Below are 18,234 nucleotides of genomic sequence, written 5' to 3' on the forward strand. Positions count from 1 at the left end.
AACTCGCCAGAAACTTCTTGGCTGCCGTCCACATCGCCGCAGTCGTCGCCTATTGGATCAATTGAGTCTGAACCCTAGACCGCCGCGACCGGGCTTTGCGTCCACAACCGCTCGAGATTGTAGAACTCGCGCACCTCGGGCCTGAACACGTGCACGATCACATCGCCGGAATCGATCAGCACCCAGTCGCAATTGGGCAAGCCTTCGACATGGATTTTGCTGATGCCGTTTTCCTTCAGGGCTTTCGTGACGTTCTCCGCGATCGCACCGACGTGCCGGTTGGCCCGGCCCGAGGTGATGACCATGTAGTCGGAGTATGCTGATTTGCCGCGAAGGTCGATGGTGACCGTTTCTTCCGCCTTCATATCGTCGAGGCGGGAGAGGATCATATTCAGGGTCTTGTCGGCGTCGCCTTGCGCCTTCAAGGCCGCAGTCGGGGTCGATGTTTTACGCGCAGGTTTTGCTGCCTTGTTGGCTGCCTTGGGTAAAACAGACTTGGACAATACAGGTGTGGCCAGGGACCATTCCTTTCACTGTATCGCGAACGCCGAATCTCGGTGCCCGCCGCCTATACTACGCATGTGGGGTTAAGGGTTTCAATATTCCAGTAAGCCCCACGCCACTTGCCGCATGATCCACCTCGATCATGCGCTAGACCGTCCTCCAGCTCCCATCAGGGTTCCGAAGGCCGGTCGAAGACAGATTGGATTTCATGCCGGTGAGAAAGACCCAGGCCGGCGCCCGCTGATCCGCCAGCCGGGGCGCCTGATTCTCGGGCAGACGATAGCGGGCGAGCGCCTGTGCGGCGGGCGCGGCGAGCGCGCGGAAACTTTGTGGCGGACGGTCGATCACGGCGATCGGCACATCGGAGGCGATGCGCCGCCAGTCTTTCCAACGGTGGAACTGCGCGAGGTTATCGGCGCCCATGATCCAGACAAAATGCACGCCGGAGACGCGGCGCCGCAAATGGATGATCGTGTCAACAGTGTAGCGCGTGCCGATGACAGCTTCGAGACAGCTCACATCGATACGAGGATCGTCGGCCACTTTCAGTGCGGCTGCAGCACGCTCGGCGAGCGCATGCAGGCCGTCGTGATTCTTCAGCGGGTTGCCGGGCGTGAGCAGCCACCAGACGCGGTCGAGCTGCAGCCGCTTGAGCGCGAACTGGCTGATCGCGCGATGCGCGGCATGCGGCGGATTGAAGGAGCCGCCAAGCAGGCCGATGCGCATTCCGTTGGTGTAGAACGGAAGCGCCCGCGCGACCGATGGCGACGCGATCTGGGCTGGCTTCAATGGGATCACAAGTTTGGCTTCACGGCCGTGTCTGTCCGGTGCCGTGGATGCGATACTTGAAGCTCGTCAGTTGCTCGGCGCCGACCGGCCCGCGGGCGTGGAATTTGCCGGTGGCTATCCCGATCTCCGCGCCGAAGCCGAACTCGCCGCCGTCGGCGAACTGGGTCGAGGCGTTGTGCAGCACGATCGCGGAGTCGACCTCATTGAGGAATTTCTCCGCAACAGCCTTATCATCCGTCACGACGGCATCGGTATGCCGCGAGCCGTGCTGGTGGATATGCGCGATCGCTTCATCGACGCCGTCGACGATTCGAGCCGCGATGATCGCGTCCTCATATTCGGTGTCCCAGTCTTCCTCGGCTGCCGGCTTCACGCGGGCATCGACGCGTTGCACCGTCTCGTCACCGCGCACCTCGCAGCCGGCATCGATCAGCATCTCGACCAGCGGCTTCAGGCTGGCGGAGGCGCCGGCGCGGTCGACCAGAAGCGTCTCGGCCGCGCCGCAGACGCCGGGACGCCGCATCTTGGCGTTCAGCACGATCGACTTCGCCATCTCCAGATTGGCCGAGCGGTCGACATAAACGTGGTTGACGCCCTCCAGATGGGCGAACACCGGCACGCGCGCTTCGGCTTCCACCCGAGCGACCAGGCTCTTGCCGCCGCGCGGGACGATCACATCGACGCCGCCGTTCAACCCGGTGAGCAATAGCCCAACCGCGGCGCGATCGCGGGTCGGCACCAGCGTGATCGCGGCTTCCGGCAGGCCCGCCTCGCGCAGGCCCTGCACCAGGCACTCATGGATCGCGCGGCAGGAGCGGAAACTGTCGGAGCCGCCGCGCAGGATCACGGCGTTGCCGGATTTCAGGCACAGCACGCCGGCATCGGCCGCGACATTGGGGCGGCTTTCGAAGATTACGGCGATGATGCCGAGCGGCACGCGGACACGTTCGATGGTCATGCCGTTAGGCCGCTGCCAGCTCTCGGTGACGGCGCCGACCGGATCGGGAATGTTGCGCACGGTGGCGACGCCATCGGCCATCGCCTCGATGCGCGCCTGCGTCAGCGTCAAGCGGTCGACGAATGCCGAGGTCGCACCGCTCGCGCGCGCCTCGGCGACATCCTCGGCATTGGCGGCAAGGATGGTCGGTGCATTCTCGCGGATGGCACGCTCGATCGCGGCAAGGGCCCTGTTCTTCTGCTCGGGCGGCGCGAGCGCCAGCACGCGCGCAGCGGCACGCGCTTGTGTCGCGAGTTCGTTCATGAGGGTCGGCAGATCGGCGTTACCGTCGATCGCCTTCAGCGGCGCAGTCATGGAGTGTCCCAGCGTTCTGTTAAGACCATGGTCTAGCACGGAAATCGGGGCCTTGGCGAGGCGAGGAACCGGCATGGCAGGTCGAACCGGGTCGGTTTCACCAACCGCCGGGAAGCCCGCAGGAGCTCGGCCAATGGCCTATTTGGCCGCAATAACCCCTGCAGGGCCGACCACCAGATCGTCGCGGTGGATCATCTCCGCCCGGCCGCTGATGCCCAGGATGGCCATCACGTCGGGGGAGGAGCGCCCCTTGATCTTGTCGGCCTCCTCTGCGTCGTAGGCGACGAGGCCGCGGCCGATCTCATGGGTATCGGGGCCACGGACGATCACCGCGTCGCCGCGGGCGAACTGGCCGTCGATCCGGATCACGCCGGCCGGCAACAGGCTCTTTCCGGCGCGTAGCGCGGCCACCGCGCCGGCGTCGATGGTCAGCGTGCCCTTCGGTTCCAGCGACCCGGCGATCCAGCGTTTACGCGCTGTGATCGGGTTGGCCGGCGTCAGGAACCAGGTGCAGCGCCCGCCGTCCGCGATCGCCTGCAAGGGATGCTCGATCTTGCCGGAGGCGATCAGCATGTGCGTGCCGCCGGTGGTCGCGATCTTGGCCGCTTCGATCTTGGTGCGCATGCCGCCGCGCGACAGCTCGGATCCAGCCTCGCCCGCCATCGCCTCTATCTCCGCGCTGATGCTTTCGACCACCGGGATCAGTTTTGCGTTGGGGTTGCCGGCCGGCGGAGCGTCATAGAGGCCGTCGATGTCGGACAGCAGGACGAGGAGATCGGCGCTCGCCATCGTAGCGACGCGGGCGGCGAGGCGGTCATTGTCGCCATAGCGGATCTCGTTGGTGGCGACCGTGTCGTTCTCGTTGATCACCGGCACCGCGCGCCATTCCAGGAGCTTGGCGATCGTCGAGCGCGCATTCAGATAGCGGCGGCGCTCCTCGGTATCCTGCAGTGTGACCAGGATCTGCCCGGCACGAATCCCGTGATCGCCAAGCACTTCCGACCAGATCCGTGCCAGCGCGATCTGCCCGACGGCGGCTGCACCCTGGCTCTCCTCGAGCTTGAGGGGCCCGCGCGGCAGTTTCAACTGGCTACGTCCGAGCGCGATCGAACCGGAGGAGACGACCAACACCTCCCGGCCTTCCCGGTGCAGCTTGGCGATGTCGGCGGCGAGCGCAGACAGCCACGACGACTTGACCTCGCCCGCCTCGGAATCGATCAGGAGCGATGAGCCGACCTTGACGACGATACGGCGAAAGCGATTGAGCGCGGGGCGTTTCATGGGTTCGGTCGGAGTAGAGCAGCGGAGGGATGCGCACCACCCCTTACTTTGAAAGCGGCGCTCGGGAAAGAGCGTTGGAATCAGCCCTGCGGCGTCGGTTGCGCCCAGGGTTCGGCATCAGTGCCGCCTTTGGCCTTGGCCGACACCGGCGCCTCGCCGATCACCTCGACCAGCGCCTTCAACGCGTCCGGAATGCCCTCGCCGGTGGCGGCGGAGACGAGCAGCGGCGTCTTCTTTGCCGCCCGTTTCAGCCGGTCCTTCTGCTTCTTCAATTCGTCCGGCGCGACCGCGTCGATCTTGTTCAGCGCGACGATCTCGATCTTCTCGGCGAGATGGCCCTCATAGGCCTCGAGCTCGGTACGTACCGTCTTGTAGGCCTTGCCGGCATGCTCGCAGGTGGCGTCGATCAGGTGCAACAGCACGCGGCAGCGCTCGACATGGCCCAAGAAGCGGTCGCCGAGGCCAGCGCCTTCATGCGCGCCCTCGATCAGCCCGGGGATGTCGGCGAGCACGAATTCGCGGCCCTGCGCGCTCACGACGCCGAGCTGCGGGTGCAGCGTGGTGAAGGGATAGTCCGCGATCTTCGGTTTGGCGGCGCTGACCACGGACAGGAAGGTCGATTTGCCGGCATTCGGCAGTCCGACCAGGCCCGCATCGGCGATCAGTTTCAGGCGGAGCCAGATCCAGCGTTCCTCGCCGGGCAGGCCGGGATTGGCATTGCGGGGGGCGCGGTTGGTGGACGACTTGAAATGCGCGTTGCCGAAACCGCCATTGCCCCCCTCGGCCAGCACGAATTTCTCGCCGAGCTTGGTGAAATCGTAGATCAGCGTCTCGCGGTCCTCGTCGAACACCTGGGTTCCGACCGGCACCTTCAGCACGATCGGCTTGCCATTGGCGCCATGGCGGTCCTTGCCCATGCCATTGGTGCCCTTTTGCGCCTTGAAATGCTGCTGGTAGCGGTAGTCGATCAGCGTGTTCAGCCCGTCGACCGCCTCGATGATGACGTCGCCGCCGCGCCCGCCATTGCCGCCGGAGGGCCCGCCGAACTCGATGAACTTCTCGCGCCGGAACGCGACGCAGCCGTTGCCGCCGTCGCCGGAGCGAATATAGACCTTTGCTTCATCGAGGAATTTCATGAGCCTACCATAGCGTTTTCGCGCGAAGCATGCCCTCGGACTTGATCCGAGGGTGGATACCGGTTCGCGCCAGAAAACGCGTCGAAACAAAGGCTAGAGCCACGGTTTACCAAGGCTCTAGGTAAGGCAGCGGCGTTGAGGCGGCAACCCTGAAGCTGGCTGATCGGATAAAAGGCTTAACTGTCAGCCGGTTGCTGGTTCCGTAAAATCACGGCGAAGGTTCAGGCCGCCGGCTGGGCGGCCGCGTTCTCGTCGGCCAGCAGGTGCAACAGCGCACTCTTGATCGCGGCCTGCCGGGTCGGCGCAGTGATCTGCGCGCCCAGGAGGTCGGTGACATAGAACACGTCGCGGGCGCGCTCGCCGAAGGTCGCGACATGGGCGGAGGCGATATTGAGGTTGAGCTTCGAGATCGCGGTGGTGAGCTGGTACAGCAGGCCGGGCCGGTCGAGGCCGGAAACCTCGATCACGGTGTAGCGGTCCGACCACTGGTTGTTGATCGTCACTTCGGGCTCGACGGTGAACGCCTTCACCTTGTTGCCGCTGCTGCGATGGACGGCGCGGCGTGCCATCGCCTCGGGCAGGCGCAATTTGCCTTCCAGGACGTCCTCGATCATTTCGCCGATCCGGGTGGCGCGGCGACCTTCATCCTCGTCGCGGTCGTATTCGCGGGAGATCGCGATGGTGTCGAGCGCGCGGCCGTCGGTCGTGGTGTAGATCTGGGCGTCGACGATATTGGCGCCAGCGGAAGCGCAGGCACCGGCGATGATCGACAATAGCCAGGGATGGTCGGTCGCCCAGATCGTCAGTTCGGTGACGCCGCGCGCCTCGTCGAATCCGACATTGATCGCAAGCTTGTGCCCGGCCTGCTCGCTGGCGCGGATGAAGCGCGCCTGGCGGATCTTGCGCGGCAATTCGACCTTGAGCCAGTACGCCGGATAGTGCCGCTCGATATAGGCGTTGAGCTCCGCCTCCGGCCATTCGGTGAAGGCGGCCCGGAATTCGGCCTGCGCCACCGCGATGCGGCGGGCACGGTTCACTTCCGAGAAGCCGCCGGTCAACACCGGCTCGGTCTCGTAATAGAGCGTGCGCAGGAGTTGCGCCTTCCAGCCGTTCCACACCCCGGGGCCGACGCCGCGGATGTCGGCGGTGGTGAGGATCGTCAGCAGCTTCATCTGCTCGACCGATTGCACGACGGCGGCAAAATTCTCGATCGTCTTGCGGTCGGAGAGATCGCGCGACTGCGCGACCGTCGACATCGTCAGGTGGTCCTCGATCAGCCATGCGACGAGCTCGGTGTCGGCGTTGCTGAAGCCGAGCCGGGGGCATAGCCGCCGCGCCACCTTCGCGCCGGCGACCGAATGATCCTCGGGCCGGCCTTTGGCGATATCGTGCAAAAGGGTCGCGATATAGAGCACCGGGCGATGCTCGGGGCGGATCTTGCGGAACAGGTCGCTGGCGACAATGAACTCGTCATTGCCGCCGCGCTCGATCTCCTGCAGGAAGCCGATGCAGCGGATCAGATGCTCGTCCACCGTGTAGTGGTGGTACATGTTGAACTGCATCATCGACACGATCTTGCCGAAGGCGCGGATGAAGTGACCGAGCACGCCGGTCTCGTTCATTCGCCGGAGCACGATCTCGGCGTTGTCTGAGGTCAGGATCTCCATGAACAGCCGATTGGCTTCCGCGTCTTCGCGAAGCTGCGTGTTCACGAGCTTGAGCGAGCGCGTCACGGTGCGCATCGCGTCGGGATGGAAGGCGAGGTTGTTCTTCTGCGCCAGGCGGAAGATGCGGATCAGGTTGACCGGATCGTGCTTGAAGACGTCGGGCGCGGCCAGGTTGATGCGGTTGTTGTCGACGATGAAGTCGTCGCTCTCGGGCACGCGCCGCTTGGTGCTGCCGGGCCGCAGGCGCGCCACCATGCGGCTCAACACCGGCGCCGGCTTCTTCTGCTCTTCCTCCAGCTTGGCGCACAGGATCGCGGTGAGGTCGCCGACGTCCTTGGCGATCAGGAAGTAATGCTTCATGAAGCGCTCGACGTCCTGCATCCCGGGATGCGAGGTGTAGCCGAGCCTGACCGCGATCTCGCGCTGGACGTCGAACGACAGCCGCTCCTCGGCGCGGCCGGCGAAGAAATGGATGTTGCAGCGCACCGACCACAGGAAATCGGCGCAGCGGCGGAAGGTGCGGTATTCCTGCGCGTCGAACACGCCGCGTTCGAGCAATTCATCGGTCTCGCGCACGCGGTAGACGTATTTCGCGATCCAGAACAGCGTGTGCAGGTCGCGCAGGCCGCCCTTGCCGTCCTTGACATTGGGCTCGACCAGATAGCGCGACTGTCCGGCGCGGCGGTGCCGCTCCTCGCGCTCGGCCAGCTTGGCGGTGACGAATTCGGCAGCGGTGCCCTGCACGACGTCCTTGTCAAAGCGGTCGACCAGTTCGTCATAGAGCGGCCGGTCGCCGGTCAGGAACCGCGTTTCCAGGATCGCGGTGCGGATCGTCATGTCGCCGCGCGCCTGGCGGATCGATTCGTCGACCGAGCGCGTGGCGTGGCCGACCTTCAGTCCCATGTCCCACAGGCAATAAAGGATCGCTTCGGCGACCTGCTCGCCCCAGGCGGTCTGCTTGTAGGGCAGGATGAACAACAGATCGATGTCGGATTCCGGCGCCATCAGGCCGCGGCCGTAACCGCCGGTGGCGACGACTGCCATGCGCTCCTCGCCGGAGGGGATCGGCGAGTGATAGAGATGCTTGGTCGCCGCCGCATAGAGGATGCGGATGATCTCGTCCTGCACGATGCAGAGCCGCTCCGCGCAGCGTCGGCCGTGGCGGTCCTTGAGCAGTACGGCCTGTGCCGTGGCGCGTGCCGCGATCAGTTCCGCCTTGAGCAGTTGCGCCATGGCCGAGCGGAATTGGTCCTCGCGTCCCGCGTGTTTCTCGGCGAGCGCGTCGACCGCGGCGGTGATCCGCGCGGTATCGAAACGGTCATCCACTTCCGAGCGGGGTTCGGCCACGACACTATCCATGGTCTATCCCGATAAAGGACGGCGCCTGTGCTGTCACGGGACATTGTGGCCCCGCGATCACTCTGTGCTGAATTCCAGTTGATTTGGGCAAATTCATTCTCGCGCTGCCGCCTTCAGGATCCGGATTTTCTCATTGACCTTGCGGCCTAACTCATTGAGATGAAATGACGTTTTAACAAGATTTTCCAGTACCTGGAGGCTGAGGATGGTCCGGATTTCACGGCGCACTGTGGCTGCGATGATTGCAGGTTTGGCGCTTGCGCCCGCGGCAAGTTTTGCGGCGGAGCCGCTCAAGGAGATACGCATCGACTGGGCGACCTACAATCCGGTCTCGCTGGTTCTGAAGCAGAAAGGGCTCCTGGAAAAGGAGTTCGCCAAGGACGGCATCAGCATCGTCTGGGTGCAATCCGCCGGCTCCAACAAGGCGCTCGAATTCCTGAACGCGGGATCGATCGATTTGGGTTCGACGGCGGGCTCGGCCGCGCTGGTCGCCAAGATCAACGGCAACCCGATCAAGTCGATCTATGTCTATTCGCGTCCCGAATGGACCGCGCTGGTCACGGGCAAGGATTCTAAGATCGCCTCGGTCGCCGACCTCAAGGGCAAGCGCGTCGCGGTGACCCGCGGTACCGATCCGCACATCTTCCTGGTGCGGGCACTACTTGATGCCGGCCTCTCCGAAAAGGACATCACGCCGGTGCTGCTTCAGCACGCCGACGGCAAGACCGCGCTAATCCGCGGCGATGTCGACGCTTGGGCCGGCCTCGATCCGATGATGGCGCAGGCCGAAGTCGAGGACGGCGCAAAATTGTTCTTCCGCAAGGCGGACGCCAACACCTGGGGCATCCTTAATGTGCGCGAGCAGTTCCTGAAGGACCACCCGGACGTCGTGCGCCGCGTGCTCGCTACTTACGAAGAGGCCCGCAAATATTCGCTGGCGAATTACGACGAGCTGAAGAAGACCTTCATTGCCGTAACCAAGCTGCCGGAGGCCGTGGTCGACAAGCAGCTCAAGGAGCGCACCGAGTTGACCCACAGCCGGATCGGCGCCCCGCAGCGCGATTCGATCCTCGCCGCAGGGCTCGCGCTGCAGCAGGCCGGCGTGGTCGATGCCAAGGTCGACGTGAAGGCGGTGCTGAATTCGCTGATCGACGACCAAGTCCCTCTGCCGACGAATTGACGATCCGTAGCCCGGGTGGAGCGCAGCGAAACTCGGGCTACGAAGCCTCGACGAATACCCACCTTGCAATCTGGCGCGGGAAAGGGTTCTTGCCGTGGCGATGACCATCGAAGTGCCAGTGCTGGAACAACCCGACGCCGCCATGCCGCCTGCGGCGGTGCGGCTGTCGCGTTTTGTGCGGCCCGCGCTCGGGTTGCTGCTGCCAGTCGGGCTCGCCCTCGGCTGGGAGCTGGCGGTCAGGCTCGGCTATTCCAACGGCCGATTGGTGCCGCCGCCGACGAAAGTCTTCGCCACGATCGTGGAACTGGCGAAAAGCGGCGAGCTGTCGCGGCACATCATCACGACGCTCTCTCGCGTTGCCGCGGGCTTTGCGCTCGGCGTCGTCGCCGGCACGCTGCTCGGCGCCGTCTCCGGCTATTGGGGACTGGCGCGGCGGCTGCTCGATCCGACCGTGCAGGCGCTGCGGGCGATCCCCTCGATCGCCTGGGTGCCGCTGTTCATCCTCTGGCTCGGCATTTTCGAAACCTCGAAGGTCGCGCTGATCGCGGTCGGCGTGTTCTTCCCGGTCTATCTCGGCGTGATGGGCGCGATCCTCTCGGTCGATCGCAAGATCGTCGAGGTCGGCCGCATCTTCCGCCTCTCGGGCCCGGCGATGATCCGGCGCATCCTGTTGCCGGCGGTCTTGCCGGCTTACGTGGTGGCGCTCCGCGTCGGCCTTGGTCTCGGCTGGATGTTCGTGGTTGCCGCCGAGTTCATGGGCGCCTCCGAGGGGCTCGGCTATCTCCTGATCGACGGCCAGCAGCTCGGCAAGCCGGCGCAGATCGTCGCCGCGATCGTGATCTTCGCGATCCTCGGCAAGACCACCGACTGGCTGATCGAGCTCGCCACCGCGCCGCTCCTGCGCTGGCAGGACGCCTTCGGCCGCGAGCGCGGAGCCGCCTGATGCTCGCGCTCGACAAGGTCGGCAAGACCTATCCCAACGGGGTCCATGCACTGTCGCGCTTCTCTGCCGAGATCAAGCCGGGCGAAATCATCGCCATCATCGGCGGCTCCGGTTGCGGCAAGTCGACGCTGCTCCGCGCCATCGCCGGGCTCGATCGCGCCACGTCGGGCACGGTGACGCTCGATGGCGACACCATCACCGCGCCGCACGCCAAGATCGGCATCATCTTCCAGGAGCCGCGGCTGCTGCCATGGCTCAGCGTCGCCGACAATATCGGTTTCGGTCTTTCCGACCTGCCAGCCGATGCGCGGCGTGAAAAGGTCACCCGCGCGCTGGCCCGTGTCGGCCTCACTGACAAGGCCAATGCCTGGCCGCGCGAGCTTTCCGGCGGGCAGGCGCAGCGGGTGGCGATCGCGCGCGCTTTGGTGCCGCAGCCGGAGGTGCTGCTCTTGGACGAGCCGTTCTCCGCGCTCGACGCCTTCACCCGGCGCGACCTGCAGGATCATTTGCTCGACCTCTGGGCCGACACTCGCCCGACGCTGATCCTGGTGACGCATGACGTCGACGAGGCCGTGGTGCTGGCGGACCGCGTGCTGGTGATGCGGCCGCGGCCGGGCCGGCTGTTCGAGGAGATCGCGATCAACCTGGCGCGGCCGCGCGACCGAAGTTCGGCACATTTCGACAATTTCAAGCGCCGCGTGCTGACGGCGCTCGATCGTTCGCTCGACCGCAACGTGCCTGACAGCGAGGCGGCCGCGAATGCAGGCGAGGCGATGTGGTGGTGACAGCGGTGCGATAAGGCAGTACACCCGGAGGCAGAAAATCCGGGAGAACAACAATGGACGCCACCGAGCTCCGCGCGCTGCAAGCCCCGATCAAGGAACGCTACAAGGCCGATCCCGCCACCGCCGTCATCACCCTGAAAGCCAAGGGCTCGATCGAGAGCGAAGGCATCGCCTGCAAGGTCGAAACCGGCCGCGCGCTCGCGGTCGCGGGCCTCCATCCGGCGACCGGCGGCTCCGGGCTGGAACTCTGTTCCGGCGACATGCTGCTCGAGGCGCTGGTCGCCTGCGCCGGCGTGACCTTGAAATCAGTGGCGACCGCGATCGAAGTGCCGCTCAAGAGCGGCAACGTGTTCGCCGAGGGCGATCTCGATTTCCGCGGCACGCTCGGTGTCGACAAGGAGGCCCCGGTCGGCTTCGCCGAGATCCGCCTGCGCTTCGAGGTCGACACCGACGCGCCGCAGGACAAGCTCGACCTCCTCTTGAAGCTGACCGAACGCTATTGCGTGGTCTACCAGACCATCAGGCACGGCCCGGAGGTCGCGGTCTCGCTGAAGCGGGCGTGATGTCTTGTCTTACCTCTCCCATAGGGAGAGGTCGCGCCGAAGGCGCGGGTGAGGGGCTTCGCTTCCTCGAGGGACCTGAACCCTCACCCGATTTGCTGCGCAAATCGACCTCTCCCTATGGGAGAGGTGAAAGCGGCCGTCGCTACGGCGATCCTGCAATAAATTCTTCGGCGCCGATGCCCCCCGAATTCATCTTCCTGCTGACGCTGCTATTGCGCATGGCGACCACCGCCGCCTTTGTCGTGACCGCCTCCATCATCACCGAGCGTTCGGGGCCAGTGATCGGCGCGCTGGTGGCAACGCTGCCGATCTCGGCGGGGCCATCCTATGTCTTCCTCGCGCTCGACCATGATGCGGCGTTCATCGCCGAGGGCGCGCTCGCCAGCCTGCCCATCAACGCGGCGACGATCTATCTTGGACTGACCTATGTCGTGCTGGCACAGCGCCATAGTGCGCTGCTCAGCACGGTCGCCGCCGTCGCGGTATGGCTCCTGCTCGCGTCCATCTTCCGCCAGTTCCACTGGACGCTTGCCGCCGGGCTGATCGTGAACGTCATCACCTTTGCGATCTGCGTGCCGCTGTTGCAGCGCTATCGCCATGTGAAGAAGATGCCGCTGATCACCCGCCGCTGGTACGACATCCCGCTGCGCGCCTCGCTGGTCGCGACATTGGTCGCGATCGTGGTGACGTCCTCAGGCTGGGTCGGCCCGCGTGTCAGCGGCATCATCGCGCTGTTTCCGGTGGTGTTCACGTCGATGATGCTGATCCTGCATCCGCGCATCGGCGGCCCGCCGACGGCCGCCGTGATCGCCAACGGCGCCTGGGGCCTGATGGGATTTGGGCTTGCGGTCGCGGTGCTCCACCTCGCCGCGCTGCAGTTCGGCTCGGCGATCGGCCTGAGTCTTGCGCTCGCCACCTGTGTGAATTGGAATCTCGGCCTGTGGTGGCATGGCCGGCGACGATTGCTTCGAACGTAGGGTGGGCAAAGCGTAGCGTGCCCACCTTTCTTGCACCGAACGTGGAGGGTGGGCACGCTGCGCTTTGCCCACCCTACGGCAGTGTCTAACGCTTCGGCAGTTTTGCTTTCAGCGTATAGAGCGCCTCCAGCGCCTCGCGTGGCGACATCTCGTCCGGATGCAGCGCTTTCACTGCTTCCACCAAAAGCTCCGCTTCGCTCGGCGGTGCTGCTTCCGCGGCGGCGCGGGAGGGGACGGCGAACAGTGGGAGGTCATCGACCAACGCGCGCGCGGTCTGGCCGCGGTCCTGCGCCTCCAGTTTCGCCAGCACGGACTTTGCGCGGCTGATCACCGCCGGCGGCAGACCTGCGAGCTTGGCTACCTGGATGCCGTAGGAGCGGTCAGCCGAGCCCGGCAGCACCTCGTGCAGGAACACGACATTGCCCTGCCATTCCTTCACCCGCACCGTGGCGTTGAACAGCCGCGGCAGTCTTGCCGAGAGCGCGGTGAGCTCGTGATAATGCGTCGCGAACAGCGTACGGCAGCGGTTGTTCTCGTGCAGATGCTCGATCGCGGCCCAGGCGATCGACAGACCGTCGAAGGTGGCCGTGCCGCGGCCGATCTCATCCAGGATCACGAGCGAACGCTCGCTGGCCTGGTTGAGGATCGCCGCCGTCTCGACCATCTCGACCATGAAGGTCGAGCGTCCGCGCGCGAGATCATCAGCCGCGCCGACGCGGGAGAACAGGCGATCGATGATGCCGATCCGCGCTCGTGATGCCGGCACATAGCTGCCGATCTGGGCGAGCAGCGCGATCAGCGCATTCTGGCGCAGGAAGGTCGATTTGCCGGCCATGTTCGGACCGGTGAGCAGCCAGAGCTGTCCGGATTTCTGCGCCGGCCCTGGCGACAGGTCGCAGGCGTTGGCGATGAACGGCTGGCCGTCGCGCTTCAAGGCCTGCTCGACCACCGGATGGCGGCCGCCTTCGATCGCAAAGCCCAGGGAATGATCGACCTCGGGCCGCACATAATTCTCGTCGACCGCGAGCTTTGCCAGCGCGGTCGCGACATCGAGCAGTGCGAAGGCGAGCGCGGCGGCGCGCAGATCGTCGCTTGCGGCGAGTGCCATGGCAGAGAGCCGGTCGAATATCTCGAGCTCGAGATTGAGCGAGCGGTCGCCGGCATTGGCGATCTTGGCTTCGATCTCGCCGAGTTCGGAGGTGGTGAAGCGGACCTGGCCGGCAAGCGTCTGGCGATGGATGAAGGTCGCGTTCAAGGGCGGCGTCATCAATTTGTCGCCGTGTTGCGCGGTCACCTCGACGAAATAGCCGAGCACGTTGTTATGGCGGATCTTGAGCGCCTTGACGCCGGTGTCCTCGGCGTAGCGCGCCTGCATCGAAGCGACGACGAGGCGCGAGGCGTCGCGCAGGTTGCGGCTCTCGTCGAGCGCGGCCTCATAGCCTTCGCGGACGAAACCGCCGTCGCGCTTGATCAGCGGCAATTGCTCGGCGAGCCCACGCTCGAACTCATGCGCCAAGTCCCGCGACGGACGGCGCAGCGCCTCCATCACGGCCACGATTTCCGCCGGCGGCTGGTCGAGCTGCGCCAGCCGCACCAAGGCCTGATCGGCGGCCAGGATGCCGTCGCGGAGCCCAGCGAGATCGCGCGGGCCGCCGCGGCCGACCGACAGCCGTGCCAACGCGCGCGACATGTCCGGCGCCGCGCGCAGCACGCTGCGGATATCCTCACGTGCCGCACTATCGGCGACGAAGGCCGAGATGGCATCGAGCCGCCGCGTGATCGTAGTGCTGTCGGTGAGCGGCGCCGCGAGCCGCTGTGCCAGCAGGCGTGAGCCGGCGGCGGTCACAGTGCAATCGATCGCATCGAGCAGCGAGCCGCGGCGTTCGCCGGCCAAGGTGCGTGTCAATTCGAGATTGGCGCGCGTCGCCGGGTCGATCGCCATGGTGGTGCCGACCGCCTCGCGCGCGGGTGGTGACAGCGGCGGGCGTTTGCCCACCTGCGTGCGGTCGATATAGGTAACGGCGGCCGCGGCGGCCGTTGCTTCCAATCGCGACATCGCGGCGAGGCCGTCCATGGTCGCGACCGCGAAATAGTCGCACAGCCGCCGCTCGGCGGTGGCGCCGTCGAAGACGTCACGAGTAAGCGGCGTCACCGCCGGCAATTCGCGCAACACTGGCCCGAACTCGACGTCGCTGTAGAGCGCGTCGGTGACGATGGCTTCATTTGGATTGATGCGCGCCAGCGTCGCCGGAAGCTCGGCGACAGAGCACTCCGTTACCATGAATTCGGAAGTCGAAATATCGATCCAGGCCAGCCCAATGCGGTCGCCGCCGGACGAGCCGCGGGCGCGGGCGAGCGCGAGCAGGTAATTGTTGGTGCGGGCATCGAGTAGCGTGTCCTCGGTCAGCGTGCCCGGCGTCACCAGCCGCACCACGTCGCGCTTCACCACGCTCTTGTTGCCGCGGGCGCGCGCCGTTGCCGGATCCTCGCTCTGCTCGCACACGGCGACGCGGTGGCCCGCCGCGATCAATCGGTGCAGGTAATCCTCGGCGCGTTCCACCGGCACCCCGCACATCGGGATGTCCATACCCTGATGCTTGCCGCGCTTGGTCAGGACAATGCCGAGTGTCTTTGAAGCGATCTCGGCGTCCTCGAAGAACAGTTCGTAGAAATCGCCCATTCGATAGAACAGGAGCAGGCCCTGATTGGCGGACTTGATTTCGAGGTACTGTTCCATCATCGGCGTGATGCGCGCGGGCGTTTCCGCACTCGGTGTCGCCTCGGATGGAACGGGAATGGGCTGCTGGACGGTCATGAGGGGGCGGAAACTACAAAATTTCGCTCTCCCGTCCCACCGCTTTGCCCCGCGATATTGGGTTTTCCACCCTCTCCACGCCCCCGACCTCATTTCAACGCGGGCGAGGGACGCGTCCGCCTCAATTGACCTCCTGCTAACCCGCTCCTAAAACTCGCCATCAATCCAAGCCTAGCGCGCAAGTCCGCGGCAATCAGGGAGAGAAATCAATGCGTGATGTGTATATCTGCGATGCCGTCCGGACCCCGATCGGCCGCTTCGGCGGCTCACTCGCCAAGGTGCGCACCGACGATCTCGCTGCCACCCCGATCAAGGCGCTGATGGCCAAGCATCCGAACCTAGACTGGTCGCAGGTGGATGAGGTCTTTTTCGGCTGCGCCAACCAGGCCGGCGAGGACAACCGCAATGTTGCGCGCATGGCGCTGCTGCTCGCGGGCATGCCTGAGTCGATTCCCGGCCAGACGCTGAACCGGCTTTGCGCCTCCGGTCTCGACGCGGTCGGCGCGGCCGGCCGCGCCATCCGCGCCGGCGAGATCGATTTCGCGATTGCTGGCGGTGTCGAATCGATGACGCGGGCGCCATTCGTGATGGGCAAGGCGGCGGAAGCGTTCTCGCGCTCGGCCGAAATCTTCGACACCACGATCGGCTGGCGCTTCATCAATCCCCTGATGAAAGCGCAGTATGGCGTCGATGCGATGCCGGAGACCGGCGAGAACGTCGCCGAGGAATTCCAGGTTTCGCGCGCCGACCAGGATGCGTTCGCGATCCGCTCGCAGCAGCGCGCCGGTGCCGCAATCGCGGCCGGCTATTTCGCCGAGGAGATCACCCCGGTCTCCGCGCCGGGTGGCAAGGCGGGCCCCATTACCGTTGACAAGGACGAGCATCCACGTCCGGAGACGACGCTGGAAGGCCTCGCCAAGCTGAAGCCGGTAGTGCGCAACCCCGGCACGGTGACGGCCGGCAACGCCTCGGGCGTCAATGACGGCGCCGCCGCCATGATCCTTGCCTCCGAGGCCGCCGTGAAGAAGCACGGATTGACGCCGCGGGCGCGCATCCTCGGGCTTGCGTCCGCCGCGGTGCCGCCGCGCATCATGGGCATCGGCCCGGTGCCGGCGACGCGCAAATTGATGGAGCGGCTCGGCCTCAAGATCACTGATTTCGATTTGATCGAGCTCAATGAGGCCTTCGCCTCGCAGGGCATAGCCTGCCTGCGCCAGCTCGGGGTCAAGGAGGATGCCGACTTCGTGAACCCGCATGGTGGCGCGATCGCGCTCGGCCATCCCCTTGGCATGAGCGGCGCGCGGCTTGCCTTGACGGCGGTGCATGGCATGGAAAAGCGGGGCGGGAAGCTTGCCTTGGCAACCATGTGCGTCGGCGTCGGCCAGGGCGTTGCAGTGGCGATCGAGAAGTTGAACTGATCTGTCTCCGTCATTGCGAGCGAAGCGAAGCAATCCATTTCGCCGCTTGCTGAGGCATGGATTGCTTCGCTTCGCTCGCAATGACGGGATGAAGGATAGAAAGACGAAAAACACCGCTTTTCCGGATTAGTTATATCCTATAATGATCTGACGGCTGGCTCACCGGCAAGGAGCGCCAGGGAGGAAATCATCATGACCTTGCTCTATCCGCTGCAATCGCTCGCGGCGCATCCGCCGCGGCTGTCGCCGGGCTATCGCTCGACGGTCAAGCGCTCGCCGCAAAAGCCGTTGATCCCAATCCGGCAAACGCTCTCCGAACTGACCGGTCCGGTCTATGGCCACGAAACAGTGCGCGAGAACGATCACGACCTCACCATTCAGCACAAGGGCGAGCCGCTTGGCGAACGCATCATCGTGCACGGCCATGTGCTCGACGAGGACGGCCGCGGCGTGCCCCACGCGCTGGTGGAGTTGTGGCAAGCCAATGCCTGCGGCCGCTACGTCCATGTCGTCGACCAGCATCCGGCGCCGCTCGATCCGAACTTCACCGGCGCCGGCCGCGCGCAGACCGATGCGAGCGGCTATTACAGGTTCGTCACCATCAAGCCCGGCGCCTACCCGTGGGGCAATCACCACAACGCCTGGCGCCCGGCCCACATCCATTTCTCGGTGTTCGGCCATGCCTTCATCTCGCGCCTGGTGACGCAGATGTATTTCCCGGGCGATCCCTTGTTTCCGTTCGATCCGATCTTCAACTCGGTGACGGACGAGAAGGCGCGCGCGCGGATGATCTCCTCGTTCGACCTTGAAAACACCCAGCCGGAATGGGCGCTGTGCTACCGCTTCAACATTGTCCTGCGCGGCAGGAACGCGACGCCGATGGAGAATAAACAGTGAGCGAGCAGCGGCCGGACGGCATCACACCATCGCAGACGGTCGGCCCGTATTTCAAATACGGCCTGACGCCGAACGGCGAGTACGCGTGGAACGACGCCTTCACCAACAACCTGATCACCCCTGACGTTTCCGGCGAGCGCATCCGCGTCGAAGGCACGGTGTTCGACGGCGACGGCGTGCCGGTGCCGGACTGCATGCTGGAGATCTGGCAGGCCGACGCACAGGGCCGGTTCTCCGATCCGCAGGATGCCCGCGCGCTGCCGAACAGCTCGTTCAAGGGATTTGGCCGCGTCGGCACCGATGCCAAGGGCGGCTATTCCTTCGACACCATCAAGCCGGGGCAAGTGCCCGACCCCGACGGCAAGCCGCAGGCGCCGCACATTTTGCTCGCGGTGTATGCGCGCGGCATGCTGCTGCATCTCTACACGCGGATCTATTTCGATGATGAGACGGCCAACGCCGAGGACGCCGTGCTGGCGCTGGTGCCGGCCGATCGCCGCGCGACATTGATCGCCAAGCGCAAGGCGGGCGCTGCCAATCCGGCCTATGTGCTCGACATCCACCTGCAGGGCGACAACGAGACCGTGTTCTTCGACGTCTAAGGTCAC

15 protein-coding genes are annotated in these 18,234 nt (G+C 65.2%); 8 read left to right on the forward strand and 7 right to left on the reverse strand.

The annotated features are described in order from the left end of the window. Positions 1–74: 74 nt before the first annotated feature. The 6 genes from rsfS to AC5ZG5_RS06865 form a co-directional block, all read right to left on the reverse strand. On the reverse strand, positions 75–425 hold the full coding sequence (rsfS, locus tag AC5ZG5_RS06840) for a ribosome silencing factor (RefSeq protein WP_028166267.1): 351 nt from the start codon (positions 423–425) through the stop codon (positions 75–77). A 226-nt stretch (positions 426–651) separates the two neighbouring features. Next, on the reverse strand, positions 652–1,293 hold the full coding sequence (locus tag AC5ZG5_RS06845) for a nicotinate-nucleotide adenylyltransferase (protein WP_035691165.1): 642 nt from the start codon (positions 1,291–1,293) through the stop codon (positions 652–654). Between the two features lie 19 nt (positions 1,294–1,312). Beyond that, complete coding sequence (locus AC5ZG5_RS06850) at positions 1,313–2,605, reverse strand: glutamate-5-semialdehyde dehydrogenase (protein ID WP_456641502.1); 1,293 nt, start codon at positions 2,603–2,605, stop codon at positions 1,313–1,315. Positions 2,606–2,743: 138 nt separating this feature from the next. Then, positions 2,744–3,886, reverse strand: a complete 1,143-nt coding sequence (proB, locus tag AC5ZG5_RS06855) for a glutamate 5-kinase (protein ID WP_130225358.1) — start codon at positions 3,884–3,886, stop codon at positions 2,744–2,746. A gap of 80 nt (positions 3,887–3,966) precedes the next feature. Next, positions 3,967–5,022: a GTPase ObgE gene (obgE, locus tag AC5ZG5_RS06860; protein WP_028166271.1), complete on the reverse strand. Its 1,056-nt coding sequence runs from the start codon at positions 5,020–5,022 to the stop codon at positions 3,967–3,969. A 221-nt stretch (positions 5,023–5,243) separates the two neighbouring features. Beyond that, a complete protein-coding gene (locus AC5ZG5_RS06865) occupies positions 5,244–8,048 on the reverse strand; it encodes a [protein-PII] uridylyltransferase (RefSeq protein ID WP_130225359.1) in 2,805 nt (934 codons plus the stop codon). Positions 8,049–8,253: 205 nt separating this feature from the next. Between AC5ZG5_RS06865 and AC5ZG5_RS06870 the strand changes: the two genes are divergently transcribed. The 5 genes from AC5ZG5_RS06870 (at position 8,254) to AC5ZG5_RS06890 (ending at position 12,496) form a co-directional block, all read left to right on the forward strand. Next, positions 8,254–9,228, forward strand: coding sequence for an aliphatic sulfonate ABC transporter substrate-binding protein (locus AC5ZG5_RS06870; protein WP_456641501.1), 975 nt, complete (start codon positions 8,254–8,256; stop codon positions 9,226–9,228). Positions 9,229–9,328: 100 nt separating this feature from the next. Further along, positions 9,329–10,171: an ABC transporter permease gene (locus tag AC5ZG5_RS06875; RefSeq protein ID WP_456641511.1), complete on the forward strand. Its 843-nt coding sequence runs from the start codon at positions 9,329–9,331 to the stop codon at positions 10,169–10,171. Further along, complete coding sequence (locus AC5ZG5_RS06880; protein WP_456641500.1) at positions 10,171–10,956, forward strand: ABC transporter ATP-binding protein; 786 nt, start codon at positions 10,171–10,173, stop codon at positions 10,954–10,956. The genes AC5ZG5_RS06875 and AC5ZG5_RS06880 overlap by 1 nt, the downstream gene beginning before the upstream one ends. A 53-nt stretch (positions 10,957–11,009) precedes the next feature. Continuing rightward, positions 11,010–11,519 (forward strand): OsmC family protein, encoded by a 510-nt coding sequence (locus tag AC5ZG5_RS06885; RefSeq protein WP_456641499.1) that lies wholly within the window; start codon positions 11,010–11,012, stop codon positions 11,517–11,519. Between the two features lie 176 nt (positions 11,520–11,695). Beyond that, positions 11,696–12,496: a hypothetical protein gene (locus AC5ZG5_RS06890; protein ID WP_456641498.1), complete on the forward strand. Its 801-nt coding sequence runs from the start codon at positions 11,696–11,698 to the stop codon at positions 12,494–12,496. A gap of 85 nt (positions 12,497–12,581) precedes the next feature. Here AC5ZG5_RS06890 and mutS read toward each other — a convergent pair whose 3' ends face one another. Further along, positions 12,582–15,311, reverse strand: coding sequence for a DNA mismatch repair protein MutS (gene mutS, locus AC5ZG5_RS06895; RefSeq protein ID WP_456641497.1), 2,730 nt, complete (start codon positions 15,309–15,311; stop codon positions 12,582–12,584). Between the two features lie 209 nt (positions 15,312–15,520). Here mutS and pcaF point away from each other — a divergent pair, with 209 nt between their 5' ends. The 3 genes from pcaF to pcaG all read left to right on the forward strand — a co-directional run bounded on the left by pcaF (position 15,521) and on the right by pcaG (position 18,228). After that, a complete protein-coding gene (pcaF, locus tag AC5ZG5_RS06900) occupies positions 15,521–16,729 on the forward strand; it encodes a 3-oxoadipyl-CoA thiolase (RefSeq protein WP_456641496.1) in 1,209 nt (402 codons plus the stop codon). A gap of 192 nt (positions 16,730–16,921) precedes the next feature. Then, the gene (pcaH, locus tag AC5ZG5_RS06905; protein WP_130225364.1) at positions 16,922–17,626 is read left to right on the forward strand and encodes a protocatechuate 3,4-dioxygenase subunit beta; all 705 of its coding nucleotides are present in this window, start codon (positions 16,922–16,924) and stop codon (positions 17,624–17,626) included. Further along, positions 17,623–18,228, forward strand: a complete 606-nt coding sequence (gene pcaG, locus AC5ZG5_RS06910; RefSeq protein WP_456641495.1) for a protocatechuate 3,4-dioxygenase subunit alpha — start codon at positions 17,623–17,625, stop codon at positions 18,226–18,228. Before pcaH ends, pcaG begins: the two co-directional genes overlap by 4 nt. The last annotated feature ends 6 nt before the right edge of the window (positions 18,229–18,234 follow it).

It is taken from the genome of Bradyrhizobium sp. Ses1 (genome assembly GCF_059512365.1).